We start from the raw sequence: 18,552 nt of genomic DNA, 5'->3' as shown, positions 1-18,552 counted from the left end.
ACTATGGTAATGGTGGACGGATTGTCCCGAACACAGTGGGCAAGCTTCCACAATTCCTCTCCTTCTCGATACCCTTATCAATACAAGGGTGCGAAACATACCAGAAAGTGAGCACTGTGGGGAGTAGAGATGGGTATTTTTTCTACAATTTAGTCAATTTAATCGTGGAAAATCGGCGGACGACCAAGGATGACCGCACCGCCGCGAGGCATTACATCCAATCTGTGTTGCGAATAATGCCTACCGCAATACCTTCAATCGCAAGGTGCTGTGCCGTCAAATCCACTTCAATGGGTGAAAACTCTTCATTTTCAGCATGCAGCAGTACGGTTGCCCCTTTGCGCTCCAAACGTTTCACGGTCACGTCTTCGTCCACGCGCGCTACGACCACTTGTCCGTCGCGAACGTCTTGCGTTTTATGTACCGCGAGTAAATCGCCATCCATAATACCGATGTCCTTCATACTCTCGCCGTTAACGCGAAGTAAGAAGTCAGCTTGAGGCTTAAACATACCCGGATCGACTTGGTAGTGAGCTTCAACGTGCTCTTGCGCCAAAATCGGCTCACCCGCTGCAACTTGACCAATCAAAGGCAAGCCTTGGTCTTCGTTCGCTGGCTCTTGCTCAAGCAAGATACGGATCCCGCGCGAGGCGCCAGGAATAATCTCAATCGCTTTTTTACGAGCGAGGGCTTTTAGGTGTTCTTCGGCCGCATTCGCTGAGCGGAACCCAAGTTCCTTGGCGATTTCGGCGCGTGTAGGTGGCATACCTACATCGTCTATCTTGGCTTTGATTAAATCAAAAACCTGCTGTTGTCGGGGCGTTAGCGGCTTCATACATCACCTGTCTGTTTATACAGTTAACTGTGAGTATATCCAGTAATTAGCCAATTGCAACGATAATTGGTTGTTTTTTTAGCAAGTTGGCACCATAACTAATCACAGTGGTGTGATGAATCTTAATTCGACGGCTAGATGCTTTTTTTGATAAAAGGTAAGACCAGTTTCTGGTATGCTTGCCGCGCGCTAAATTTAATGTCTAGGATTTATCTGTAACATAGTAATTCTATGATTACCCCTCGGCATTGTTTCTTTGAACAAATTGAGGCTGTGAACCTTTATGTCTTCAGGACAATCACTGTTCCGTTCCTTTATAAAACTGCCCATGTCGGTGCTAGTAAAAGGGACGGCGATTCCATCTAACCCCATCGAAGACCACAACATCGATATCTCGAAGCCTGTGGTGTATGCACTGCCCTTCAGCTCAAACGTTGATCTGCTCACTCTACAAAAGCAAGCTATTGCGGTAGGGCTGCCAGATCCACTCGAGCCGATCGTGCTTAATGGCGAGGAACGTGATCGCTTTGTGTTCATTGCATCAAGACCTACCTTGATTAATAGCGACCAGCATGTCCCAAGCGAGTCTATTGCTCTGTTCTCAGACCTACTTAAAGAGCACGAGAAAGACCCAACGCTCGACGTACAAGTGATTCCAACGACTGTGTTGTGGGGACGCAAACCCGGCAAAGAAGAGACGCCTAAACCTTATTTGCAGCCAATGAATGGCCTGCAAAAGACCAAGGCTGTGTTGGCCTCTGGCCGCGATTGTATGGTGCGCTTTAGCCCAGTGGTCTCGCTGCGCTATATGGCTGACTCACACGGCACCGATGAGTCTATCGCCCACAAGCTGGCGCGCGTAGCGCGTATCCACTTCTCTCGCCAGAAACTCGCGGCATCAGGTCCCAACCTGCCTAACCGCCAAGTATTGTTCCACCGTCTGTTGAACTCGCAAGTGATTGAGCAAGCGATCAAAGATCACGCGCAGAGCAACAACGTACCGGAAGAGAAAGCGCGCAAAGAAGCGCAGCAAATCATGGATGAGATCGCCGCGGACTTCTCCTACAAGCTAGTAAAAAGTGGTGACCATGTCCTCACTTGGCTTTGGAACAAGCTCTATCAAGCATCAATGTCAGCAATGCCTCGACGGTACGTCGTCTGGCACAAGACGGTCACGAGATTGTCTACGTACCGTGTCACCGCAGCCATATGGATTACCTGCTACTGTCGTACGTACTTTATAAAGAAGGCATGGTACCGCCACATATCGCAGCGGGCATTAATCTGAACTTCTTCCCGGCAGGCCCTATCTTCCGCCGTGGTGGTGCGTTCTTTATTCGTCGCAGCTTCAAAGGCAACAAACTTTACTCGACGATTTTCCGTGAGTATCTTGCTGAACTGTTTGCCAAAGGCTACTCCGTTGAATACTTCAGTGAGGGTGGTCGCTCACGTACAGGTCGTCTATTGCAAGCCAAAACGGGCATGCTGGCCATGACTATCCAAGCGATGCTGCGCGGTCTAAACCGCCCAGTTACCCTCGTGCCGGTATACATCGGCTATGAACACGTTATGGAAGTGAGCACTTACGCGAAAGAACTGCGCGGTAAGCGCAAAGAAAAAGAGAACGCGGGTCAGGTGCTCAAAACACTGCGTAAGTTACGTAACTTCGGCCAAGGCTACGTCAACTTTGGCGAACCAATCCCACTGAATCAGTATCTCAACGAGGCGGCGCCAAATTGGACCCAAGATATTGACCCGATGGGCACCAGCAAACCTCAATGGCTAGCTCCTGCAGTGAATGACCTTGCCACCAAGATGATGACCAACATCAATGACGCTGCCGCAGCCAACGCCCTAACCTTGTGCGCGACCGCGCTGTTAGCATCGCGACAACGCGCGTTGTCTCGTGACAGCTTGGTCAATCAGATCAATTGTTATCTGTCACTGCTTGAAAAGGTGCCTTACTCGAAGACATGCACGCTACCAGATGCTTCTGCGGAAGAGCTGGTTGCACACGCTGAGTCTCTGGATAAGTTTGTGATTGAATCTGATACCTTGGGCGACATTATCTCGCTCGATCGCCATCAGTCCATCTTGATGACCTACTATCGCAATAACATTATTCACCTGTTTGCGCTGCCATCACTAATCGCGCAGATGCTGATCCGTCAGCACAAGCTATCGCTTGAACAAATCCAGTACAATGTCCGCAAGCTCTACCCATTCCTGAAAAAAGAGCTGTTCTTAAGCATTGAAGAGAGCGAATTGGAATCGGTCGTCGATAGCATTGTCGATGAACTGACGAGACAAGAGCTAGTGATTGTTGAGCAAGGCGTGGTATCGATGAACCAATCGAACACTCAAACACTGATGCTACTCGGTCGCACCATTTCAGAAACCCTGCAGCGCTATGCGATTTCATTGAACCTACTAGCCTGCTACCCAGAGCTTGGTAAACGCGATCTTGAGCAGAAGAGTCAAGACATCGCTCAGCGCCTTGGTCGTCTGCACAGCATTAACGCGCCAGAGTTCTTTGATAAAGGTGTGTTTGCTGCCCTGTTCAGCACTCTGAAAGAGCAAGGATACCTCGACAGTGATGGCAACTGCGACATCGCGGCAACCGAGAATCTAGCGAGTCTACTGTACGGTCTGCTTTACCCAGAAGTGCGCCTCACCATTCAAGAAAGTGTGCATCAAAGCGAACCTTTACTAGAGGACGCGAGCGACGAGCCTGAAGGTGCCTAGCTAGCTAATCCCCAATTAAAAAGGGCGCGTTCATTACGATGAACGCGCCCTTTTGTTATCTGTATTGTCTAATTTTGAATCATTGAACTGAAGCTATCGTTTATTGAAGCAAGAAGGCACTCAGTAGACCAACTGTCACCGCCATCCCTACATAGTTGTTATTGAGGAAGGCTTGGAAGCAAAGTGGGCGCTCACGATGACGAATAAGCCACTGTTGATACACAAACAGCGCACTCACTGCCAGAAGGCACCAATAGAAGCTCGCGCCCAGCTGATAGCTGTAGCCAAGCCCCATCAACATCAACAAGGTGGTGAGCTGCAGCACACCGATGATCAGCTTGTCGCGCTTACCAAACAAAATCGCCGTCGACTTGATGCCAATTTTTAGATCGTCTTCTCTATCGACCATCGCGTATTGGGTGTCATAGGCGATCGTCCAAAGCGCGTTGATAACAAACAAGAACCACACTACTGGCGGCAGAGCGTTGGCTTGTGCAGCAAAGGCCATAGGGATAGACCAGCTAAACGCCAAACCCAAGAACAATTGCGGCAAATGGGTATAGCGCTTCATAAACGGGTAAATGAACGCAAGCGCGACGCCCACAAACGACAGTTGTATCGTCAAGGTGTTCATGGTCAACACGAGTACAAACGAGGCCAATGCCAAGAACAGAAACAGACCTAAAGCTTCTTTGGACGAGACCATACCAGAGGGCAGCGGCCGACCTTTGGTGCGCTCAACGTGGCCATCGACCTTTCGATCCGCAAAGTCATTGATTACACAACCGGCGCTGCGCATCATCACGACCCCAAGGGTAAACACCACCAGCACCAGTAAATCTGGCATGCCTTCGGCAGCAATCACCAATGCCCACAATGTTGGCCACAACAGCAGCAGCGAACCTATAGGCTTATCCATTCGCATTAATTGCCAGTAGCCTTCGCCCTAGTTGAGGTCATCATTGAGGTCATTGACCACTCTCCTGTTGGTAGATTGGCGACTGAGGCAAAAACAGCTCAGCAACCAAAATAGGGTGTCCCTTCACCCACAATCTTGAGCGACGAGCAAACAGCTCTCCATTAGGCGTCGCAATTCTTGCCACTTGCAATGCATCACGCTTGGTGTCAGCACTTGAGAACACAGTGACCCCAATTGGCACGGTGCCTTGCTGAGAAATGTCATATTGGCTGCGATCCATCGACTCTAGTGACATGAGAGTTCGACCAATAACCCAAGGGGTCTCATCACCGTAGAGCACTACTTCGCGTAGCCAGCATGCTTCATGGTCAAGGAGCTCTACTTCATCTTGCAACATGTCCTGTGATGGGCTGGCCTCACTGCGTACTATCTCGACAGAAAAATGGTCACAGTGCGTAGCCAATTTATGAGAAAGCGATCCCTGCTCCGTCAGCCATTGCAGAGCATGGCGATTTAGAGAGGGAAACTCGTCGGGGGATTGCCATTGAGCTTGGCGTAATATTTTCAGATAGTCGACAGCGGAATCATTCATTTTTGCTATTCAATAACACGCGCTAAGCGCGTACAATCATTATTCATCTCGATGGTGTATTGTACCATCGATAGAGCACGTTCACTCCAGCGATATTACGTCATTGTAACAAAATTAGACTCATGGAATATCGGCTAAATCGAGTTTGAAAGAGAGAAATATGCGTAAACGTTACCTGACCCAGTTTTTCCTCATCATGGGCTTGACTGTAGCGATGCCTGCACTGGCGTCCCAAGAGTCAGCGCCTAATCTCGCCTATTTCACCCTTGAGCCAGAACTGACCACCAACTTCTACACCAAAGGTAAGCGCCTTGGCTATGTTCAAGTGCGAATCGATGTCATGGTGGCCGATGTGAATGACTTGGCTGTGATTGAACACCACCAACCGCTGATCCGCGATGCGGTGATCGAACTGCTTGGCAAGCAAAATGCCGATGTGATTAAGTCGTTAGCAGGACGAGAGGAGATACGCCAAGCCTTAGTGAGTAATCTCAATAATCTATTGCTGGCAGAAACGGGCAAGGCGGTGATTGCGACCTGCTTTTCACCAAGTACCTCTACCAATAACCGCTCAGCGCGACGAGCTGAGCGGTTAGTTATATGCTCCACTTATCGCTTGAGGCGTCGGCAATCAATCAGTCCAAGCAACACACCCGCTGCCAATCCCGTTAGATGCGCCATATTGGCAATCGCCATAAATGGCTGCACAAAACCGAGCACCAACCACACCAACATAAAACCGACGATAGGCTTTTGGATCTCAAGCCCAAGGTCTGGGCGTTTAATGGTTAGCATCCATAAATAGCCAACCAAGGCATACACCACACCAGACAAGCCGCCAAAATTAGCACCCTCAACCCAATATTGACCTGTACCGGATACCGCCGCGGACAACAAAAAGATTTCTAACAACTTTTTCGCGCCAAGACGCTGCTCAATGTCACCACCAAGCTGCCACCACCATAACAGGTTGAAGATGATGTGCATCGCGGAGAAATGCAATAGCGCATGACTGAACCAGCGCCATATCTGCCACTGCTGACCATCAAAGGCCGGAAAGTGCAGCGCTGCGAAGATCGCATTACCCAATCCAAGTTGCTGAAGGATAAAGATAACCGAGCAGATCACCATAACGGCCAGTGTCACCACGCCCGCCTTGGCTTTGATCATCGACATAAAGCTTGGTGTTTGATAGCGAAACGAGTTGTGTCTCGTTTCGGCCATTTCCCAAGAGGACGCTTGATACTTGGCATCGAACGGATTGTCGAGAAACTGCTTAAGCTCAACTTCGGCTTCAAGCTGATCTTCACTGTTCATCAACCACAGGGCAAATTGACCCTCACCCTCAGGCATCATCTGCACATCAATGCGCCTTGACGCCATATAGTCAATAAACGCCTGCCCCATTCGTGGGTTCTGAAGGGTGATAAGTCTAACCATGTCTGTCCTCGTTAACTGTGACTCTCTGTAGGCAGCGCAGCGCGATGCCAAGCTTCAAAGCCGCCATCCACACTGTATACCTGTTCAAAGCCTTGATTCAGCAGGTACTGAGCAGCGCCTTGACTGCTGACGCCGTGATAGCACATCACCAGCACGGGTGCGTCAAACTCAGCCTGCTGCATGAAATCGACGATGCTGTCATTGGTAAGATGATAAGCACTGGTTGCGTGTGCCACCGAGAAACTTTGAACATCCCGAATGTCTACCAGCCTCGCCTCTTCATTGTCTTGTAATAACTGATGTGCCGCTTGCACATCGATGTGTTGAAACTGCTCCATAGAGTCTAATCCTTTACTTTCATCACACATGGTTCCACATCAAAGTTAAGCGTATTCCATGCGTTTTTTTCATGATTTTATTAGCTTCGATAATAGCACTATTCAGTGCTACCAAAGTACCGACACCTTTTAGGGTTATCCACCCCAGTCTATATTTTCACCAGCTGTGAGTAACTCTGTGGATTGCGTTGATAAAGTGGTTTTGGATCTTTTGATCCACTATATCTGGGTATGATCTTGATCTAACTGTGGGTAAGGTAAAAGGTATCCCCAAGGCCAAAAGCGCCGAAACGCCCCATTTGTCGCTGCTTTCTGACAGCTGGCAAATAATTTTGTCACAGACTTATCCACAAGCCATGACAACAAAATCCGGATCGATGATCAGCATGGAAAACTCAACTCGATCACCATTGCGATCAACATCATGTGCTCGGTCTGAATGTGAGTACGATACGTGGTAGAGCGGTGATCAAACGCAAGCCATCAAAAAGGCCGAAGTCTTTCGACTTCGGCCTTTCAATATAAACGGTACGTTAATGCCTAATTGTGGTGCTGAGTCTTAATTAAAACTCGCCCACTGCGGCTTTAAGCTTCTTCATCGCATTCTTTTCTAGCTGACGAATACGCTCGGCAGACACGCCGTAGTTATCGGCGAGATCTTGCAGCGTCGCTTTGTTGTCATCCAACCAGCGAGAGCGAACGATATGCTGGCTACGCTCATCCAGTGTCGCCAGTGCATGACCTAGACGATTGTTGGTGTGCGCTTCCCAGTTCTGAGCTTCGTAGTCTTCCGCCAGATCTGAGCTTTTGTCTTCCAGATACAGTGCCGGAGCCGTGTACGTGGTACCTGCTTCGTCGTCATCACTTGGCATTTCAAATGCTGAGTCTTGCGCCGCCAGACGAGATTCCATCTCGCGAACTTCCGCAGGCTCAACACCTAACTCTTTCGCGACCGTTTCCACTTCGCCGTTATTGAACCAGCCAAGGCGTTTTTTCGATTTGCGTAGGTTGAAGAACAACTTGCGCTGCGCTTTGGTGGTCGCAATCTTAACGATACGCCAGTTACGCAACACGTACTCATGGATTTCAGCTTTGATCCAGTGTACCGCGAACGACACCAGTCTTACCCCTACTTCTGGGTTAAAGCGTTTTACCGCCTTCATCAGACCAATGTTGCCCTCTTGTACCAGATCCGCCATAGGTAGGCCGTAACCTGAATAGCCACGAGCAACGTGAACAACAAAGCGAAGGTGTGACAAGATGAGCCCTTTCGCCGCATCAATCTCACCGTCGTAATGCAATCTTTCTGCTAGTTCACGCTCCTCATCAGCAGTCAGCATTGGGTAGCTGTTCACTGAGCGGATGTAGCTGTCTAAGCTATCTTGTGTTACTAAAGCCATTGGATACGCTTGGTTTGCCATTCACTTCCTCATCTATCTCGAGTAGGGTTAACACCTTCTTAACCTGTCAATACTGAACCTAATCTGTGACAGTTTCAAGAAGGGGTTAGTAATTATGCATAATCAATGGGTCTAAACAAGTGTATTTGCCGATTAAATTTCACTCATTAATAGGTGAACACCTTGTTAATGAGACACAAATCCCACTATCTTGTTGAATCCCGGCATGATTATGTCGCCCTAACCCTATCACGCTTTGTTACCGATTATTTGGACTGCAGTATCCTAAACCGGTTCAATTTCTTTTAAATGACGCTTCGCCGAAATTCTCGCCGCTCCGGTGCCAAGAAACAGACCAAGCATCAGGATAAGCAGGGTTTCATCCCAGCTAAGTCCTAGCAAACGAAAATCACTGTCGTACATCATGGCCAAATCAGTCACTGTGCTGTTGATGATGATCGTTAGTAAGGCCGTCAGCAGCCAAGCGACAAGCGCCCCAATAAGACCGAACCACATGCCTGAATAGAGATAAGGCCTCAAAATAAAGGCATCCGTTGCACCAATCAACTTCATGGTTTGGATGGCCTCTTTATTGGCCAGCACATTAAAGCGCAGCGTGTTGCCAACGATCAGGAATACTGACACCAGCATCAGCACCGACAAGCTCACCACCAGCGTCGAGGCTAAATTCTTAATCGCATCGAAGCGACCTAGCCAATCTTCATCGCGGCGTACATCGGTAATGTCACCTCGAGTGCGCAGTTTCGAGACCAACTCTCGGTCAGTCTCTACGCTTGCATCGCTAGGAATGATCACTAATACGCCTGGTAAGGCATAACCATCAAGGAGGCTTAATGCTTGATCAAGACCGGAATGTTCACTCAAATCAGCCAGACCTTGCTGCGGCGTGATGTACTCAACCTTGCTGACCGTATCCCAGCTTTCGATGTCATCTTTGAGCACTAGCACTCTGGCATCGGCAACACCGACATCAATGAACGCAGTAATTTGCGATTGACTGGCCACATTAGAGGTCACAGCAGCAACGTTCTTTCCTAGCAAGTACAAACAAGCGGGCATGGTTAGCGCCATAGAAATCACCGCTAGCGTTAAGATATTGCCAAGCGGACGCTGCCACATCTCAATAAGCGAGTTTTTCGCTTGGCGCCAATGCACAGCAAAAAAGCCGTCGGATTTCAGGCGGTGCTTCACCTGTTTTTGTTTACGCTTAAACGCCATCACTCACCTCACTCAAAAAGCCTTGGTTCAGCTCAAGGTAGCGGTACTGTGGGCGCGAGCGCACCAAATTAATATCGTGAGTTGCCAGCAGTATCGACACGCCGGCACGGTTGAACTCTTCAAACAGCTTCAACACTTTGTTCGACAGTTCTGGGTCGAGGTTACCCGTAGGCTCATCGGCAAGCAGCATGGTAGGTCGATTAACCACCGCACGAGCGATACCGACACGCTGCTGTTCACCACCAGAGAGCTGGCTAGGCAAACACTTCATTTTGTCGAGCAGTCCTGTTTTATCCAGTGCCGCCGACACTCGGCGCTTGATTTCATTTTCTGAAATAGACTCGATGCGCATCGGCAAGGCAACGTTGTCAAACACGGTGCGATCCATGAGTAATCGGTGATCTTGAAACACGATACCGATATTACGACGCAAGAAAGGAATGTCCTTTGCTGGCAGTCGACTAATGTCATAATCGTTAAACAGTATGCGACCATCAGTTGGTCGCTCGATAGCGCAGATAAGCTTTAATAGAGTACTCTTACCTGCACCCGAGTGGCCGCCCAAAAACGCCATTTCACCGCGTTTTAGGTGGAAGTCGACTTTTTGCAGTGCTTGTCGCCCCCACGATAGGCTTTACTCACTTGTTCAAATTTGATCACCGAATCATTCCTCTGATCTGGACGTCCTAGGTCAGAAAAGGGATGCCATGCATCCCTTCTATTATTTGTATCGACTAGTCTTCGCGACTAAACAGTGCGTCGATAAAATCTTGCGTCTCAAATGGCCTTAAGTCATCAATCCCTTCACCGACACCAATATAGCGGATTGGGATCTGGAATTGATCAGCAAGAGCAAAGATCACCCCGCCTTTTGCTGTACCATCAAGTTTGGTGAGCGTAATACCAGTCAGCGGCGCGACATCACTAAACAGTTTCGCTTGGCTAATGGCATTTTGGCCAGTGCCCGCATCCAGTGTTAGCATGATTTCGTGCGGTGCCGAGTCATCAATCTTCTTCATCACGCGTACGATTTTACGCAGCTCTTCCATAAGGTTAGCTTTGTTTTGCAAACGGCCAGCGGTATCGGCGATGACTACGTCCACACCGCGAGCTTTCGCCGCTTCAATCGCATCGTAAATAACAGAGGCACTATCCGCGCCAGTATGCTGAGCAATCACAGGAACGTCATTACGCTCGCCCCATACTTGAAGCTGCTCAACGGCAGCCGCACGGAAGGTATCACCCGCCGCCAGCATGACCTTCTTGCCTTCAGCTTGAAATTGCTTCGCCAGCTTACCAATGGTAGTGTCTTACCGACACCATTGACGCCCACCATCAGGATCACGAATGGCGTTTTGGTCGTATCCACTTCCAGCGGTTTTTCAACCTGAACTAGGATCTCCGCCATTTCCTCTTTAAGAAGGCCGTATAACGCTTCACCATCTTTTAAATCGGCACGAGACGCTTTTTCTGTAAGGTTATCAATAATTTTTACCGTGGTGTTCATGCCCACGTCAGCAATTAATAGCTGCTCTTCAAGCTCTTCAAACAGCTCATCGTCAATTTCTTTGCCTTTGAACAAACCAAAGAAACCGGCACCGATATTGGCTTTGGTACGGCTTAAGCTACGTTTTAGACGCGCGAAGAAGCTTTCTGTTGGCTTCTCTTGCTCTTGAACGCGCGCAGCGACAAGCTCTTCTGCTTCTGCTTCTGCTTCTGCTTCTGCTTCTGCTTCTGCTTCTGCTTTTTCAGTATCTTGAGTTTCATCCTCAGCAACCACGTCTGGCTCTACTGATTCTGGAGCAGTTTGCTCTTCTTGCTGTTCTAGCGTCTCTTCAACACTGGCTTCAACCTTGTCAGTTTGCGATTGCTGCTCATCACCAGATTCTACTGATGGCTGCTCTGATTCGGTCTGTGCAGACGTGTCTTGTTGTTTTTGCTCAGTTTGCTCTTCATCGCCAAAACCGAGCCAAGAGAGGAGTCCGCGCTTTTTCTTTTCTGTCATCTGAAACTATCCTGAATACTGTCTTTTCAAATGTCTTAAATTCGTCGTTGCCAAGACGCGTCTATTTCACGTCTGGCGCTGCAAAAATAATTGTGACAAAGCAGTGAAAACTTTTCTCAGAGATTGGTACACTTCGTCACTTATCAATTTAAGCTCTTTAATGAGCCCGTTATAGTATCACTTTATTGGCGGTCAAAAAATCTATGGTTAGACGTCGCAAGCAAACTCCATCACAAAAACCATCGAGCCAGATGGGCAGTGTTCGCATCATCAGCGGACTTTGGCGTGGTCGCAAGCTCCCTGTGCACGATGCAGAAGGGCTCAGACCCACCACCGATCGCGTTAAAGAGACGGTATTTAACTGCTAGCTCAAGATGTTCCGCACGCCAAGGTGCTCGATCTGTTCGCAGGTTCCGGCGGTCTAGGTTTTGAAGCCGCATCGAGACAGGCCGAACAGGTCACTATGATCGAGCTTAATGACAAAGCCTACAAGCAAATTGTCAGTAATATCGCACTGGTCAAAGCAGACAACATCAAAGCTCATCACGGTGATGCACTGAGTTTCTTGTCTCAAGCTGGGCAACCGCAAGATTTGGTGTTTATCGATCCGCCTTTTCGCAAAGGGTTACTACCGGATGTCATAGAACGTCTAGAGAGCAATGGCTGGCTCGCTGACAATGCGTTAATCTATATTGAAACGGAAAAAGAACTGCAGCTTGACGCTATCCCAGAGCACTGGGATCTCCTAAAAGAAAAAACAGCGGGTCAGGTTAGCTACCGATTATTTGAGAGGGAATCACAATGAAAGCGCTATTAATGCTAGCAAAAATCGCCTTTGGATTTGTTTGGTTTGTGTTGATCTTAAACATCTTCCACCCATTTCCAGGTAAGGGCGCGATCGCGCTGTACATCATGACTGCATTCCTATTTATGATGCACGGTATTCAAATGGCAATTTTCATTGGTGCGTTCGGCGACAAGCTCAAACTCGGCACTTGGGAGAAGTACTCAATACTGGCGTTTGGTATTTTCGCTCTGCTGGATATCCGCCAAAAGTACATGATGGGACCGGCGCCTGAGCAAGATGACGAAAGCCAGGAGCAGAAGTAGACCCCTTCTCAAACAAGCTATAAAAAAGAGCCGCGAATGCGGCTCTTTTTTGTTATTTACGTGTCACGATTAACCCATGTAGCTTTTCACACCATTTAGGAACATTTGGGTCGAAATCATCACGAGTAATAGGCCCATCAAGCGCTCGACCGCTTTCAATCCCCTTTCTCCCAACAGTTTGTGGAAGAAATTATAGAACATCAAAATGAAGAACGTCGCGCCCCAAGCAATCAACACCGCCGCAGACAGCTCAACCAAACTGTCTGGATTTTGCGTTGAAAGCAGTAAAACGGACGCAATCACAGATGGCCCAGCAATCATAGGGATCGCCATAGGGACAATAAATGGCTCTTCACCTGCGGCTAAACCCGTCACACTGCCCGCCTGTGGGAAAATCATCCTAATCGCAATGATAAACAAGATAATACCGCCCGAAATACTCAGCGTTTCCGGCTCAACGTGTAAGAAGCTAAGTATGCCTTTGCCTGCAAAAAGGAACAGCAGCAGAATGAGCAAAGCAAAGCACAGTTCGCGTACCAATATCTTGCGACGACGCTCAGGATCGATGTGTTTGAGTATGGAAAGAATGATGGGAAGGTTGCCAAGCGGATCCATGATGAGGAATAACATGGTCGCCGCTGAAAGAATATCCATGGATTACAGCCTGCTAACGAAATTTTCTGGGAGTATAGCAGGCTATTTATCGTTTAGTGAGAACAGACTCGCTCGATGTTTAGGCTCCACAGTCCATCATTCTCAATCACTTTTTGCTTTTCGACAAAAAATGCTAGCAATGAGTCAAGGTCAAAACCATCGCGACTGCAAGTGCGAAAAGTGGCATTGGCGCCAAACTGTTCAATAACGGTTTGCTCAAGTTGCGTTCGGCTCATCGGCTGCTCGCGCAACAGGTTAAGAACTTTATGAGCGTGAATGTCAGATGCTGTCATGATGAATACCTTACTAAATGTTCAGATCGCCATGCTAGCCCAGTTTATTGCCCATCACGATGATCTATCGCAAAGGCGCTGGCTTAAACATAAGGACGGTTACTGCACCGCGAAGGACAAAGCAGAAGCGACCAGCAAACTTTGCGCGGCATAGTAACTGCCAGATACCGCATAACGAGCTCGCCTAGATTGAAAGTGATACTGGTCGAGTGCCAAAAGCAGTGCAGATAGCATCAATACCAGCGCCCCGGCAAAGCTAGGTGGATGATGATGTTCCGGCGACGAGCCACGCCTCTCCTGCAGCACAAAGCAAGTGCACTAAAGATAGCCCCATGAATGCCACAGGCATTAAAAATGAGTCCAAACGCGGTAAAAGTAGCAAAAACGTCACGATAGCAATACACAGCAGCAGTGCAGGCAACCAGAGCACAAACTGACTGTCCACGACGCCCACATCCCCAACTATAAACCAGCTGAGCAATAATAAAGCCCACAAAGCTCAATTTAGTATGCTGTTGCCACTGCGCTATCGCGTCGCTCACCGCGAACACCCCAAGCCCGAGCAACATCCACATTTGATAGGACTGCAAATGGTCAATGGCCAAGATCATTGTGGCCAACAGTGCATGCGTCAGCAAACTGAACAGCACCTTTCTGACCTTGTCCCCTTTTTCATCCGCAAAAATATACAGCAAGCCCGAAAGCGCGACTGCCAGCCAACTCCACATACACATACCCAGTTCTTATTATCGCTCCCAGTGTATGAAGCTCACTTATCCTGTCCAGTGGTAAGGGGTAAAAGTTGGACTTGTCTTAAACTAAACCATTCTCGTTTTGACATTGGCAAATTTCACGCCTTTATGGGCCTTGTTACTGACAAAAGCATGAACTTAAAAAGCAAACGTTTACCTTGCCGTTGACCAATAGAGCTTCTATTTCTTCTGCTCTACTTGATCATGGCAACATATTTCTTTCATACTTGCGCCTTGGCATATCTATAAGCAACTGTTTTAAAACAGTATTAATCTAAAAATAATCGACAAGAAGAAACGTTAACTTTCTAATAACCTAACAAAAAAAACGATTTTCTATCACTGAGCAAGAAAACCCAGACCAATTTCTCACCCCTCAAGATAGCTGCGGCGAAAAACCCTAGCCCGAACATCACAACAAACCCCACAGAGACCAGTGACAACACCAAAGCCCCAAAAGTATACCTTGGTTTATTGAGCAACATGTAAACACAATTTAATCCAATAAAAACAACATCTTACTTATGATATATATCACAAAACGTCATGCGGACAAAATTAACACAAAATAAATACACTGTTTCTTTGTGGCATTAAGATCAAATTAACGTTAGAAAACGTCATAAAATGGAAAGAATCAAAGAATATTATTGCCTAAAAGCCAAAAACAGTGCTATTCTTATTTCCAACGACAGAATTATTGAAAGGAGCAGTGTTATGATTTCATCTTCTCAGAAGCAAGGTCTAGTGATGATAGCCGTAGTAGTAGGGCTAATGACACTGCCGATGCTTTACTAGTATTGACTGAGTCAAAGCCGCAAGATCAAAAAAGGGACGCTTTCAGCGTCCCTTTTTCGTTTCTGTTTGATGAATGGCCAGGCTAGCCGCTCGCTTAAGCGTCCATCGACTACCCCATACGATTATTTGGCGAGAATGTGCAGCACTTTCTCCCAGTGCACGTAATAAAAGCCCATCGCAATTAAGGTGATCAAGCCATCAGCCACATCGCTGTGCGCCAGATAAAACGGCTACTGCGTGGTGTGAGTTCTTGCTCACACTCATCGCATGCACGTAAAAAACCAGACTTGTCGTCCAATTCAAAATCGTCCTCATGAACGATTTTATTGCGAATGGTGGCGATATAACGCAACTTGCTAACCACGTCATGAGGCAGACGCTCTTCACAGCTCGTCACTAGCTGATGCAGCCCTTTGCCATCCGCTCGATATTGCTGCCTAAGCAATTTTTCCAAACGTCTTGTGCGTAAAACCACACTTTCTATATCAGACATATCCATCCCTCCCAACACCAGCGAAATGTAAAAAAGCCGTGCTGGCTCATGTCTTTACTTTCGGTTCACTCCATTGTTAACCATCTGTATTAAGAATTCGACAATTGTTAGGTAAATTCAAGTAAAGATTTAACCCTAATTCCACTGCCTTTTGTGTGATATGAGCCTAAAATTCTCGGCAAAACACACGATGACAGCTTATTTTCTGCGGTTTTTATGCGATCTTACTTCCAGCGCATTGGAATATACGAGGTTTGTATGCCTATCTCTCTCATTCTAGCGGTGGTGCTACTGATTGGCGTCGCCGGCTATCTCTTTGTTTTTGTTCAACGAAAGCACACGTTTGGTGTCGATGCACCGGAGCGAAAAGCCGCGGTCACTATTCTCGATAAGCAGGTGGTTGAGACAGAAGATCCCACACAAGAAGACGAATATTGGATCTATATTCAAAAAGGCACGTTTGGGCCCAAGCGAGAGTTTCAGATCGGCGTTCACTATTATCACCACCTCAACCCTGGTGACAAAGGGGTGCTGACCTATCAAGGTGATAAATTCTTACACTTCGCTCTTAAGCGTTAGTAAGAACAGCAAACCGCTTAGATTTTGGTTACTTAGCTGTCGTGATAGCGTTAGCCGTGATAGTTTTAGCAAAGCTAAATCACAGGGACGTCAATCATGAAATTAGCCTCAAACGCAACACGCAATACAGTGCTCGCGTGTTTTGCCATACTCACATCTGGCTGCAGTGCTGCCTATCAAGGTCGCGTCAATGACGCCGAAGTACACCTTGTTGACTATTTCCAACGCTCGGATGGCGCTGCCGCATTAATCAGCACTATGGATGAGCAAAACATCGACCATGCTTACGTTATGGGCTTACCCGTGATGAAAAAGTGGGATGCCAGTGCACCAAAAGCGCCCCGATTCGTCTATGGTGACGATACCCCTGTGTATTACTACTCTTTCACCGATGAGCTCATCGCACGTGAAGTGGAATCATTGCCAACCGAAAGCCAAGCCAGACTGCACCCATTTTTAAGTGGCTTCAACACCACAGACATGAATGCCGCAGAACATATCGAGCGAGAGCTTAACTACCGTCCTGGTTTTTGGAAAGGTATTGGCGAAGTGATCACCCGCCATGACCACCTAACAGCGTTAACCTCAGATGAAAAACCGCGGGCTAACCACCCTGCACTAAGCAAGGTGTATGACCTCGCCGCGCAACACGATATGCCGGTGCTGCTGCACACCAACATCACGTCACAACGAGAAGACAACCCGCTTTACTTACAAGAGCTCGAACAAGCGCTGAGTCAACACCCTGACACCCGTTTTCTATGGGCGCACGCAGGGACGACGACAACACTAACCAGAACCATCACCATGAAGTTTCTGTACCAGACCGTTGCTGATTTGCTGAGCGAGCACGATAACTTGTATATCTTGGCATCGTGGAGTTTGATTGAAGTTATGATGCCTCAGGGGCAAATTGACCGCCGCTGGCTATCGCTGATTGAAGCCTATCCCGAGCGGTTTATGATTGGTAGTGATGTGGTTGGACAGTTCCAATATCAGGCAGGAGCGCTGGCAGTATGGTCGCCTATCTTGTCCGCACTTCCGACACACATTGCCGACAAGATGGCCTACCAAAATATGCTGAGTGTGTTACCGAAGTAAGCGCAGCAGAAATAAGATTAACTCAATGCTTGCACTTTTTGGCTCCAGCGCTGTGCATCAGCCAGCGCTGCAAACACCTGATTTTGTGACACACCAAGCTGCACTCGGTGCTGCTCAAGCCCTTGCCAGTCCGCAGATTCGAAACACTCACCAATCAGCAATAAACGACCATAAGGCCCCTGACGCTCAAGCAAAGCGCGCTTTATCTCTTCACATAACGGCAGTTGAGTAATCAGTTGCTCAAGAGAGAGATCCATCAACGCATCCAAAATTGAGAACAGACCAATCATGAAGGCTTGATCTTTGTATTGTCTGAATGGCGGGTATTTGGTCATTAAGCGGCAAAATTGCGCTCGCTGTAGCGATAACTCATACAGTGCTTTAGGCTTGTTGCTTGAGATAAATGACGCCACGGTGAGTGACACGAACAGTTTGAGCTTGTCTTGTCCAAGGTAGACCAAAGCTTGGCGAAACGAGGAGATCTCCGACTCTAGGCGCGGACTCATGGTATTCACAAACTGCAGTAGCTTGTAGGATAAGGAGACGTCCTTGGCGACAATCTGTTCAATTTTATCAAAATCGACTTCAGGCACACACACTTGCTGAAACAGCTCCATAGCCACCAGCTGCTCAGGACTAATATAGACCTGCTTCTCCATGATGGGCTTGCTAAAGAAAAAGCCCTGAAAGAACTTAAATCCAGCCTGCTTGGTGAGTAGAAACTCCTGTTCCGTTTCAACTCGTTCAGCCAAATAGTGCCTTGGACTGCCTTTGGCTTTCTGACGTTGAACAAATTGACAGGCTTGTTCGACACCCATCGACATAATGTCGAGCTTAACGATCTGTACAAAGGGGAGAAAACGCTCCCACGCTTCCTTATAAACGAAATCATCAAGCGCAATCATGTAACCGCTGCGCGATAGCTCTTTGATTGCCTCATAAAGCTCATCATTGGGCTCGCAGGTTTCCAAGATCTCAATCACCACTCGCTCTTTTGGCAAAATGAGTGGCAAGCGGCGTATTAGACTCTGTTGTGGGAAGTTAATGAAACAGCGGGAATTGGAGATCGTGGGGTTGACCCCGAGAGCAAGGAAATTTTCTGCAATAAGGCGATAAGTCGCTCGGTTAGCCTCAACATGAGCCGGAAACGCATTGCGCTCACCATCACGAAACAGTAGCTCGTAGCCCAAAGTATGCCGACGTGCATTGAAAATGGGCTGACGAGCCACGTAGGTGGCGTACATATCCAAACCGCGAGC

15 protein-coding genes and 7 pseudogenes are annotated in these 18,552 nt (G+C 47.9%); 7 read left to right on the top strand and 15 right to left on the bottom strand.

All coding sequences use genetic code 11. The features are described from left to right. Positions 1-211: 211 nt before the first annotated feature. Positions 212-835: a transcriptional repressor LexA gene (gene lexA, locus TZ48_RS18760; RefSeq protein ID WP_042502861.1), complete on the bottom strand. Its 624-nt coding sequence runs from the start codon at positions 833-835 to the stop codon at positions 212-214. Between the two features lie 283 nt (positions 836-1,118). Here lexA and plsB point away from each other — a divergent pair. Beyond that, positions 1,119-3,580: pseudogene (plsB, locus tag TZ48_RS18755) on the top strand (glycerol-3-phosphate 1-O-acyltransferase PlsB). A gap of 100 nt (positions 3,581-3,680) precedes the next feature. Here plsB and ubiA read toward each other — a convergent pair. Together ubiA and TZ48_RS18745 are read right to left on the bottom strand one after the other, a co-directional pair. Next, positions 3,681-4,540: pseudogene (gene ubiA / locus TZ48_RS18750) on the bottom strand (4-hydroxybenzoate octaprenyltransferase). 8 nt (positions 4,541-4,548) lie between these two features. Beyond that, a complete protein-coding gene (locus TZ48_RS18745) occupies positions 4,549-5,091 on the bottom strand; it encodes a chorismate lyase (protein ID WP_112480249.1) in 543 nt (180 codons plus the stop codon). A gap of 160 nt (positions 5,092-5,251) precedes the next feature. Here TZ48_RS18745 and TZ48_RS18740 point away from each other — a divergent pair. Further along, positions 5,252-5,658, top strand: a pseudogene (locus TZ48_RS18740) (flagellar basal body-associated protein FliL). 42 nt (positions 5,659-5,700) lie between these two features. Here TZ48_RS18740 and glpG read toward each other — a convergent pair. The 6 genes and pseudogenes from glpG to ftsY all read right to left on the bottom strand — a co-directional run bounded on the left by glpG (position 5,701) and on the right by ftsY (position 11,513). Continuing rightward, positions 5,701-6,531 (bottom strand): rhomboid family intramembrane serine protease GlpG, encoded by an 831-nt coding sequence (gene glpG, locus TZ48_RS18735; RefSeq protein ID WP_112480248.1) that lies wholly within the window; start codon positions 6,529-6,531, stop codon positions 5,701-5,703. An 11-nt stretch (positions 6,532-6,542) separates the two neighbouring features. Beyond that, positions 6,543-6,869: a thiosulfate sulfurtransferase GlpE gene (glpE, locus tag TZ48_RS18730; protein WP_112480247.1), complete on the bottom strand. Its 327-nt coding sequence runs from the start codon at positions 6,867-6,869 to the stop codon at positions 6,543-6,545. Positions 6,870-7,432: 563 nt separating this feature from the next. Further along, positions 7,433-8,290, bottom strand: a complete 858-nt coding sequence (gene rpoH, locus TZ48_RS18725) for an RNA polymerase sigma factor RpoH (RefSeq protein ID WP_112480246.1) — start codon at positions 8,288-8,290, stop codon at positions 7,433-7,435. A gap of 264 nt (positions 8,291-8,554) precedes the next feature. After that, a complete protein-coding gene (ftsX, locus tag TZ48_RS18720; protein WP_112480245.1) occupies positions 8,555-9,508 on the bottom strand; it encodes a permease-like cell division protein FtsX in 954 nt (317 codons plus the stop codon). Then, positions 9,498-10,168 (bottom strand): annotated as a pseudogene (gene ftsE, locus TZ48_RS18715) (cell division ATP-binding protein FtsE). Before ftsE ends, ftsX begins: the two are co-directional and overlap by 11 nt. Before the next feature lie 74 nt (positions 10,169-10,242). Then, positions 10,243-11,513, bottom strand: a pseudogene (gene ftsY / locus TZ48_RS18710) (signal recognition particle-docking protein FtsY). A 203-nt stretch (positions 11,514-11,716) separates the two neighbouring features. Between ftsY and rsmD the strand changes: the two are divergent. Both rsmD and TZ48_RS18700 read left to right on the top strand, forming a co-directional pair. Next, positions 11,717-12,318, top strand: a pseudogene (rsmD, locus tag TZ48_RS18705) (16S rRNA (guanine(966)-N(2))-methyltransferase RsmD). Continuing rightward, entirely contained in the window at positions 12,315-12,623 is a 309-nt protein-coding gene (locus TZ48_RS18700; RefSeq protein ID WP_042502882.1) for a DUF1145 domain-containing protein, read from the top strand. The pseudogene rsmD and the gene TZ48_RS18700 overlap by 4 nt, the downstream one beginning before the upstream one ends. Before the next feature lie 69 nt (positions 12,624-12,692). On the opposite strand, the gene TZ48_RS18695 is transcribed toward TZ48_RS18700, so the two are convergent. Together TZ48_RS18695 and TZ48_RS18690 are read right to left on the bottom strand one after the other, a co-directional pair. Further along, positions 12,693-13,277, bottom strand: coding sequence for a YhgN family NAAT transporter (locus tag TZ48_RS18695; RefSeq protein ID WP_042502885.1), 585 nt, complete (start codon positions 13,275-13,277; stop codon positions 12,693-12,695). A 53-nt stretch (positions 13,278-13,330) separates the two neighbouring features. After that, positions 13,331-13,570: a YecH family metal-binding protein gene (locus TZ48_RS18690; protein WP_042502888.1), complete on the bottom strand. Its 240-nt coding sequence runs from the start codon at positions 13,568-13,570 to the stop codon at positions 13,331-13,333. On the opposite strand from TZ48_RS18690, the gene TZ48_RS24475 reads away from it, so the two are divergent. Beyond that, a complete protein-coding gene (locus TZ48_RS24475) occupies positions 13,554-13,724 on the top strand; it encodes a hypothetical protein (protein WP_162674656.1) in 171 nt (56 codons plus the stop codon). The genes TZ48_RS18690 and TZ48_RS24475 overlap by 17 nt on opposite strands. Here the strand turns inward: TZ48_RS24475 and TZ48_RS26485 are convergent. The 3 genes and pseudogenes from TZ48_RS26485 to TZ48_RS18670 form a co-directional block, all read right to left on the bottom strand. After that, positions 13,670-13,804: a lysoplasmalogenase family protein gene (locus TZ48_RS26485; protein ID WP_112480244.1), complete on the bottom strand. Its 135-nt coding sequence runs from the start codon at positions 13,802-13,804 to the stop codon at positions 13,670-13,672. The two genes, TZ48_RS24475 and TZ48_RS26485, sit on opposite strands and share 55 nt — an antisense overlap. Next, positions 13,804-14,298 (bottom strand): lysoplasmalogenase family protein, encoded by a 495-nt coding sequence (locus TZ48_RS18680; protein WP_162674657.1) that lies wholly within the window; start codon positions 14,296-14,298, stop codon positions 13,804-13,806. Before TZ48_RS18680 ends, TZ48_RS26485 begins: the two co-directional genes overlap by 1 nt. Before the next feature lie 944 nt (positions 14,299-15,242). After that, positions 15,243-15,613 (bottom strand): annotated as a pseudogene (locus TZ48_RS18670) (DUF4145 domain-containing protein). A gap of 258 nt (positions 15,614-15,871) precedes the next feature. On the opposite strand from TZ48_RS18670, the gene TZ48_RS18665 reads away from it, so the two are divergent. Then, a complete protein-coding gene (locus TZ48_RS18665) occupies positions 15,872-16,192 on the top strand; it encodes a DUF2500 domain-containing protein (RefSeq protein ID WP_112480242.1) in 321 nt (106 codons plus the stop codon). Positions 16,193-16,450: 258 nt separating this feature from the next. After that, a complete protein-coding gene (locus TZ48_RS18660; protein WP_420822965.1) occupies positions 16,451-17,293 on the top strand; it encodes an amidohydrolase family protein in 843 nt (280 codons plus the stop codon). A gap of 17 nt (positions 17,294-17,310) precedes the next feature. Here the strand turns inward: TZ48_RS18660 and TZ48_RS18655 are convergent, their stop codons facing one another. Next, on the bottom strand, positions 17,311-18,537 hold the full coding sequence (locus tag TZ48_RS18655) for an EAL and HDOD domain-containing protein (RefSeq protein ID WP_042502929.1): 1,227 nt from the start codon (positions 18,535-18,537) through the stop codon (positions 17,311-17,313). Between the last annotated feature and the right edge of the window lie 15 nt (positions 18,538-18,552).

Origin of the sequence: Vibrio variabilis, from assembly GCF_003263785.1 — a bacterium.
GTDB lineage: Bacteria > Pseudomonadota > Gammaproteobacteria > Enterobacterales > Vibrionaceae > Vibrio > Vibrio variabilis.
Note: the sequence above shows the minus strand (reverse complement) of the source record. Positions and strands in the feature narration are given on the sequence as shown.

Excerpts from the sequence above, each read along its gene's own strand:
- lexA (WP_042502861.1), bottom strand. The coding sequence starts at position 835 with ATGAAGCCGCTAACGCCCCGACAACAGCAGGTTTTTGATTTAATCAAA.
- TZ48_RS18690 (WP_042502888.1), bottom strand. The coding sequence starts at position 13,570 with ATGACAGCATCTGACATTCACGCTCATAAAGTTCTTAACCTGTTGCGC.
- TZ48_RS18665 (WP_112480242.1), top strand. The coding sequence starts at position 15,872 with ATGCCTATCTCTCTCATTCTAGCGGTGGTGCTACTGATTGGCGTCGCC.
- TZ48_RS18695 (WP_042502885.1), bottom strand. The coding sequence starts at position 13,277 with ATGGATATTCTTTCAGCGGCGACCATGTTATTCCTCATCATGGATCCG.
- TZ48_RS18745 (WP_112480249.1), bottom strand. The coding sequence starts at position 5,091 with ATGAATGATTCCGCTGTCGACTATCTGAAAATATTACGCCAAGCTCAA.
- glpE (WP_112480247.1), bottom strand. The coding sequence starts at position 6,869 with ATGGAGCAGTTTCAACACATCGATGTGCAAGCGGCACATCAGTTATTA.
- TZ48_RS18680 (WP_162674657.1), bottom strand. The coding sequence starts at position 14,298 with ATGTGGAGTTGGCTGGCAGTCGCGCTTTCGGGCTTGCTGTATATTTTT.
- TZ48_RS26485 (WP_112480244.1), bottom strand. The coding sequence starts at position 13,804 with ATGCTATCTGCACTGCTTTTGGCACTCGACCAGTATCACTTTCAATCT.
- TZ48_RS18660 (WP_420822965.1), top strand. The coding sequence starts at position 16,451 with ATGGATGAGCAAAACATCGACCATGCTTACGTTATGGGCTTACCCGTG.
- ftsX (WP_112480245.1), bottom strand. The coding sequence starts at position 9,508 with ATGGCGTTTAAGCGTAAACAAAAACAGGTGAAGCACCGCCTGAAATCC.
- TZ48_RS18655 (WP_042502929.1), bottom strand. The coding sequence starts at position 18,537 with ATGTACGCCACCTACGTGGCTCGTCAGCCCATTTTCAATGCACGTCGG.
- TZ48_RS24475 (WP_162674656.1), top strand. The coding sequence starts at position 13,554 with ATGTCAGATGCTGTCATGATGAATACCTTACTAAATGTTCAGATCGCC.
- TZ48_RS18700 (WP_042502882.1), top strand. The coding sequence starts at position 12,315 with ATGAAAGCGCTATTAATGCTAGCAAAAATCGCCTTTGGATTTGTTTGG.
- rpoH (WP_112480246.1), bottom strand. The coding sequence starts at position 8,290 with ATGGCAAACCAAGCGTATCCAATGGCTTTAGTAACACAAGATAGCTTA.
- glpG (WP_112480248.1), bottom strand. The coding sequence starts at position 6,531 with ATGGTTAGACTTATCACCCTTCAGAACCCACGAATGGGGCAGGCGTTT.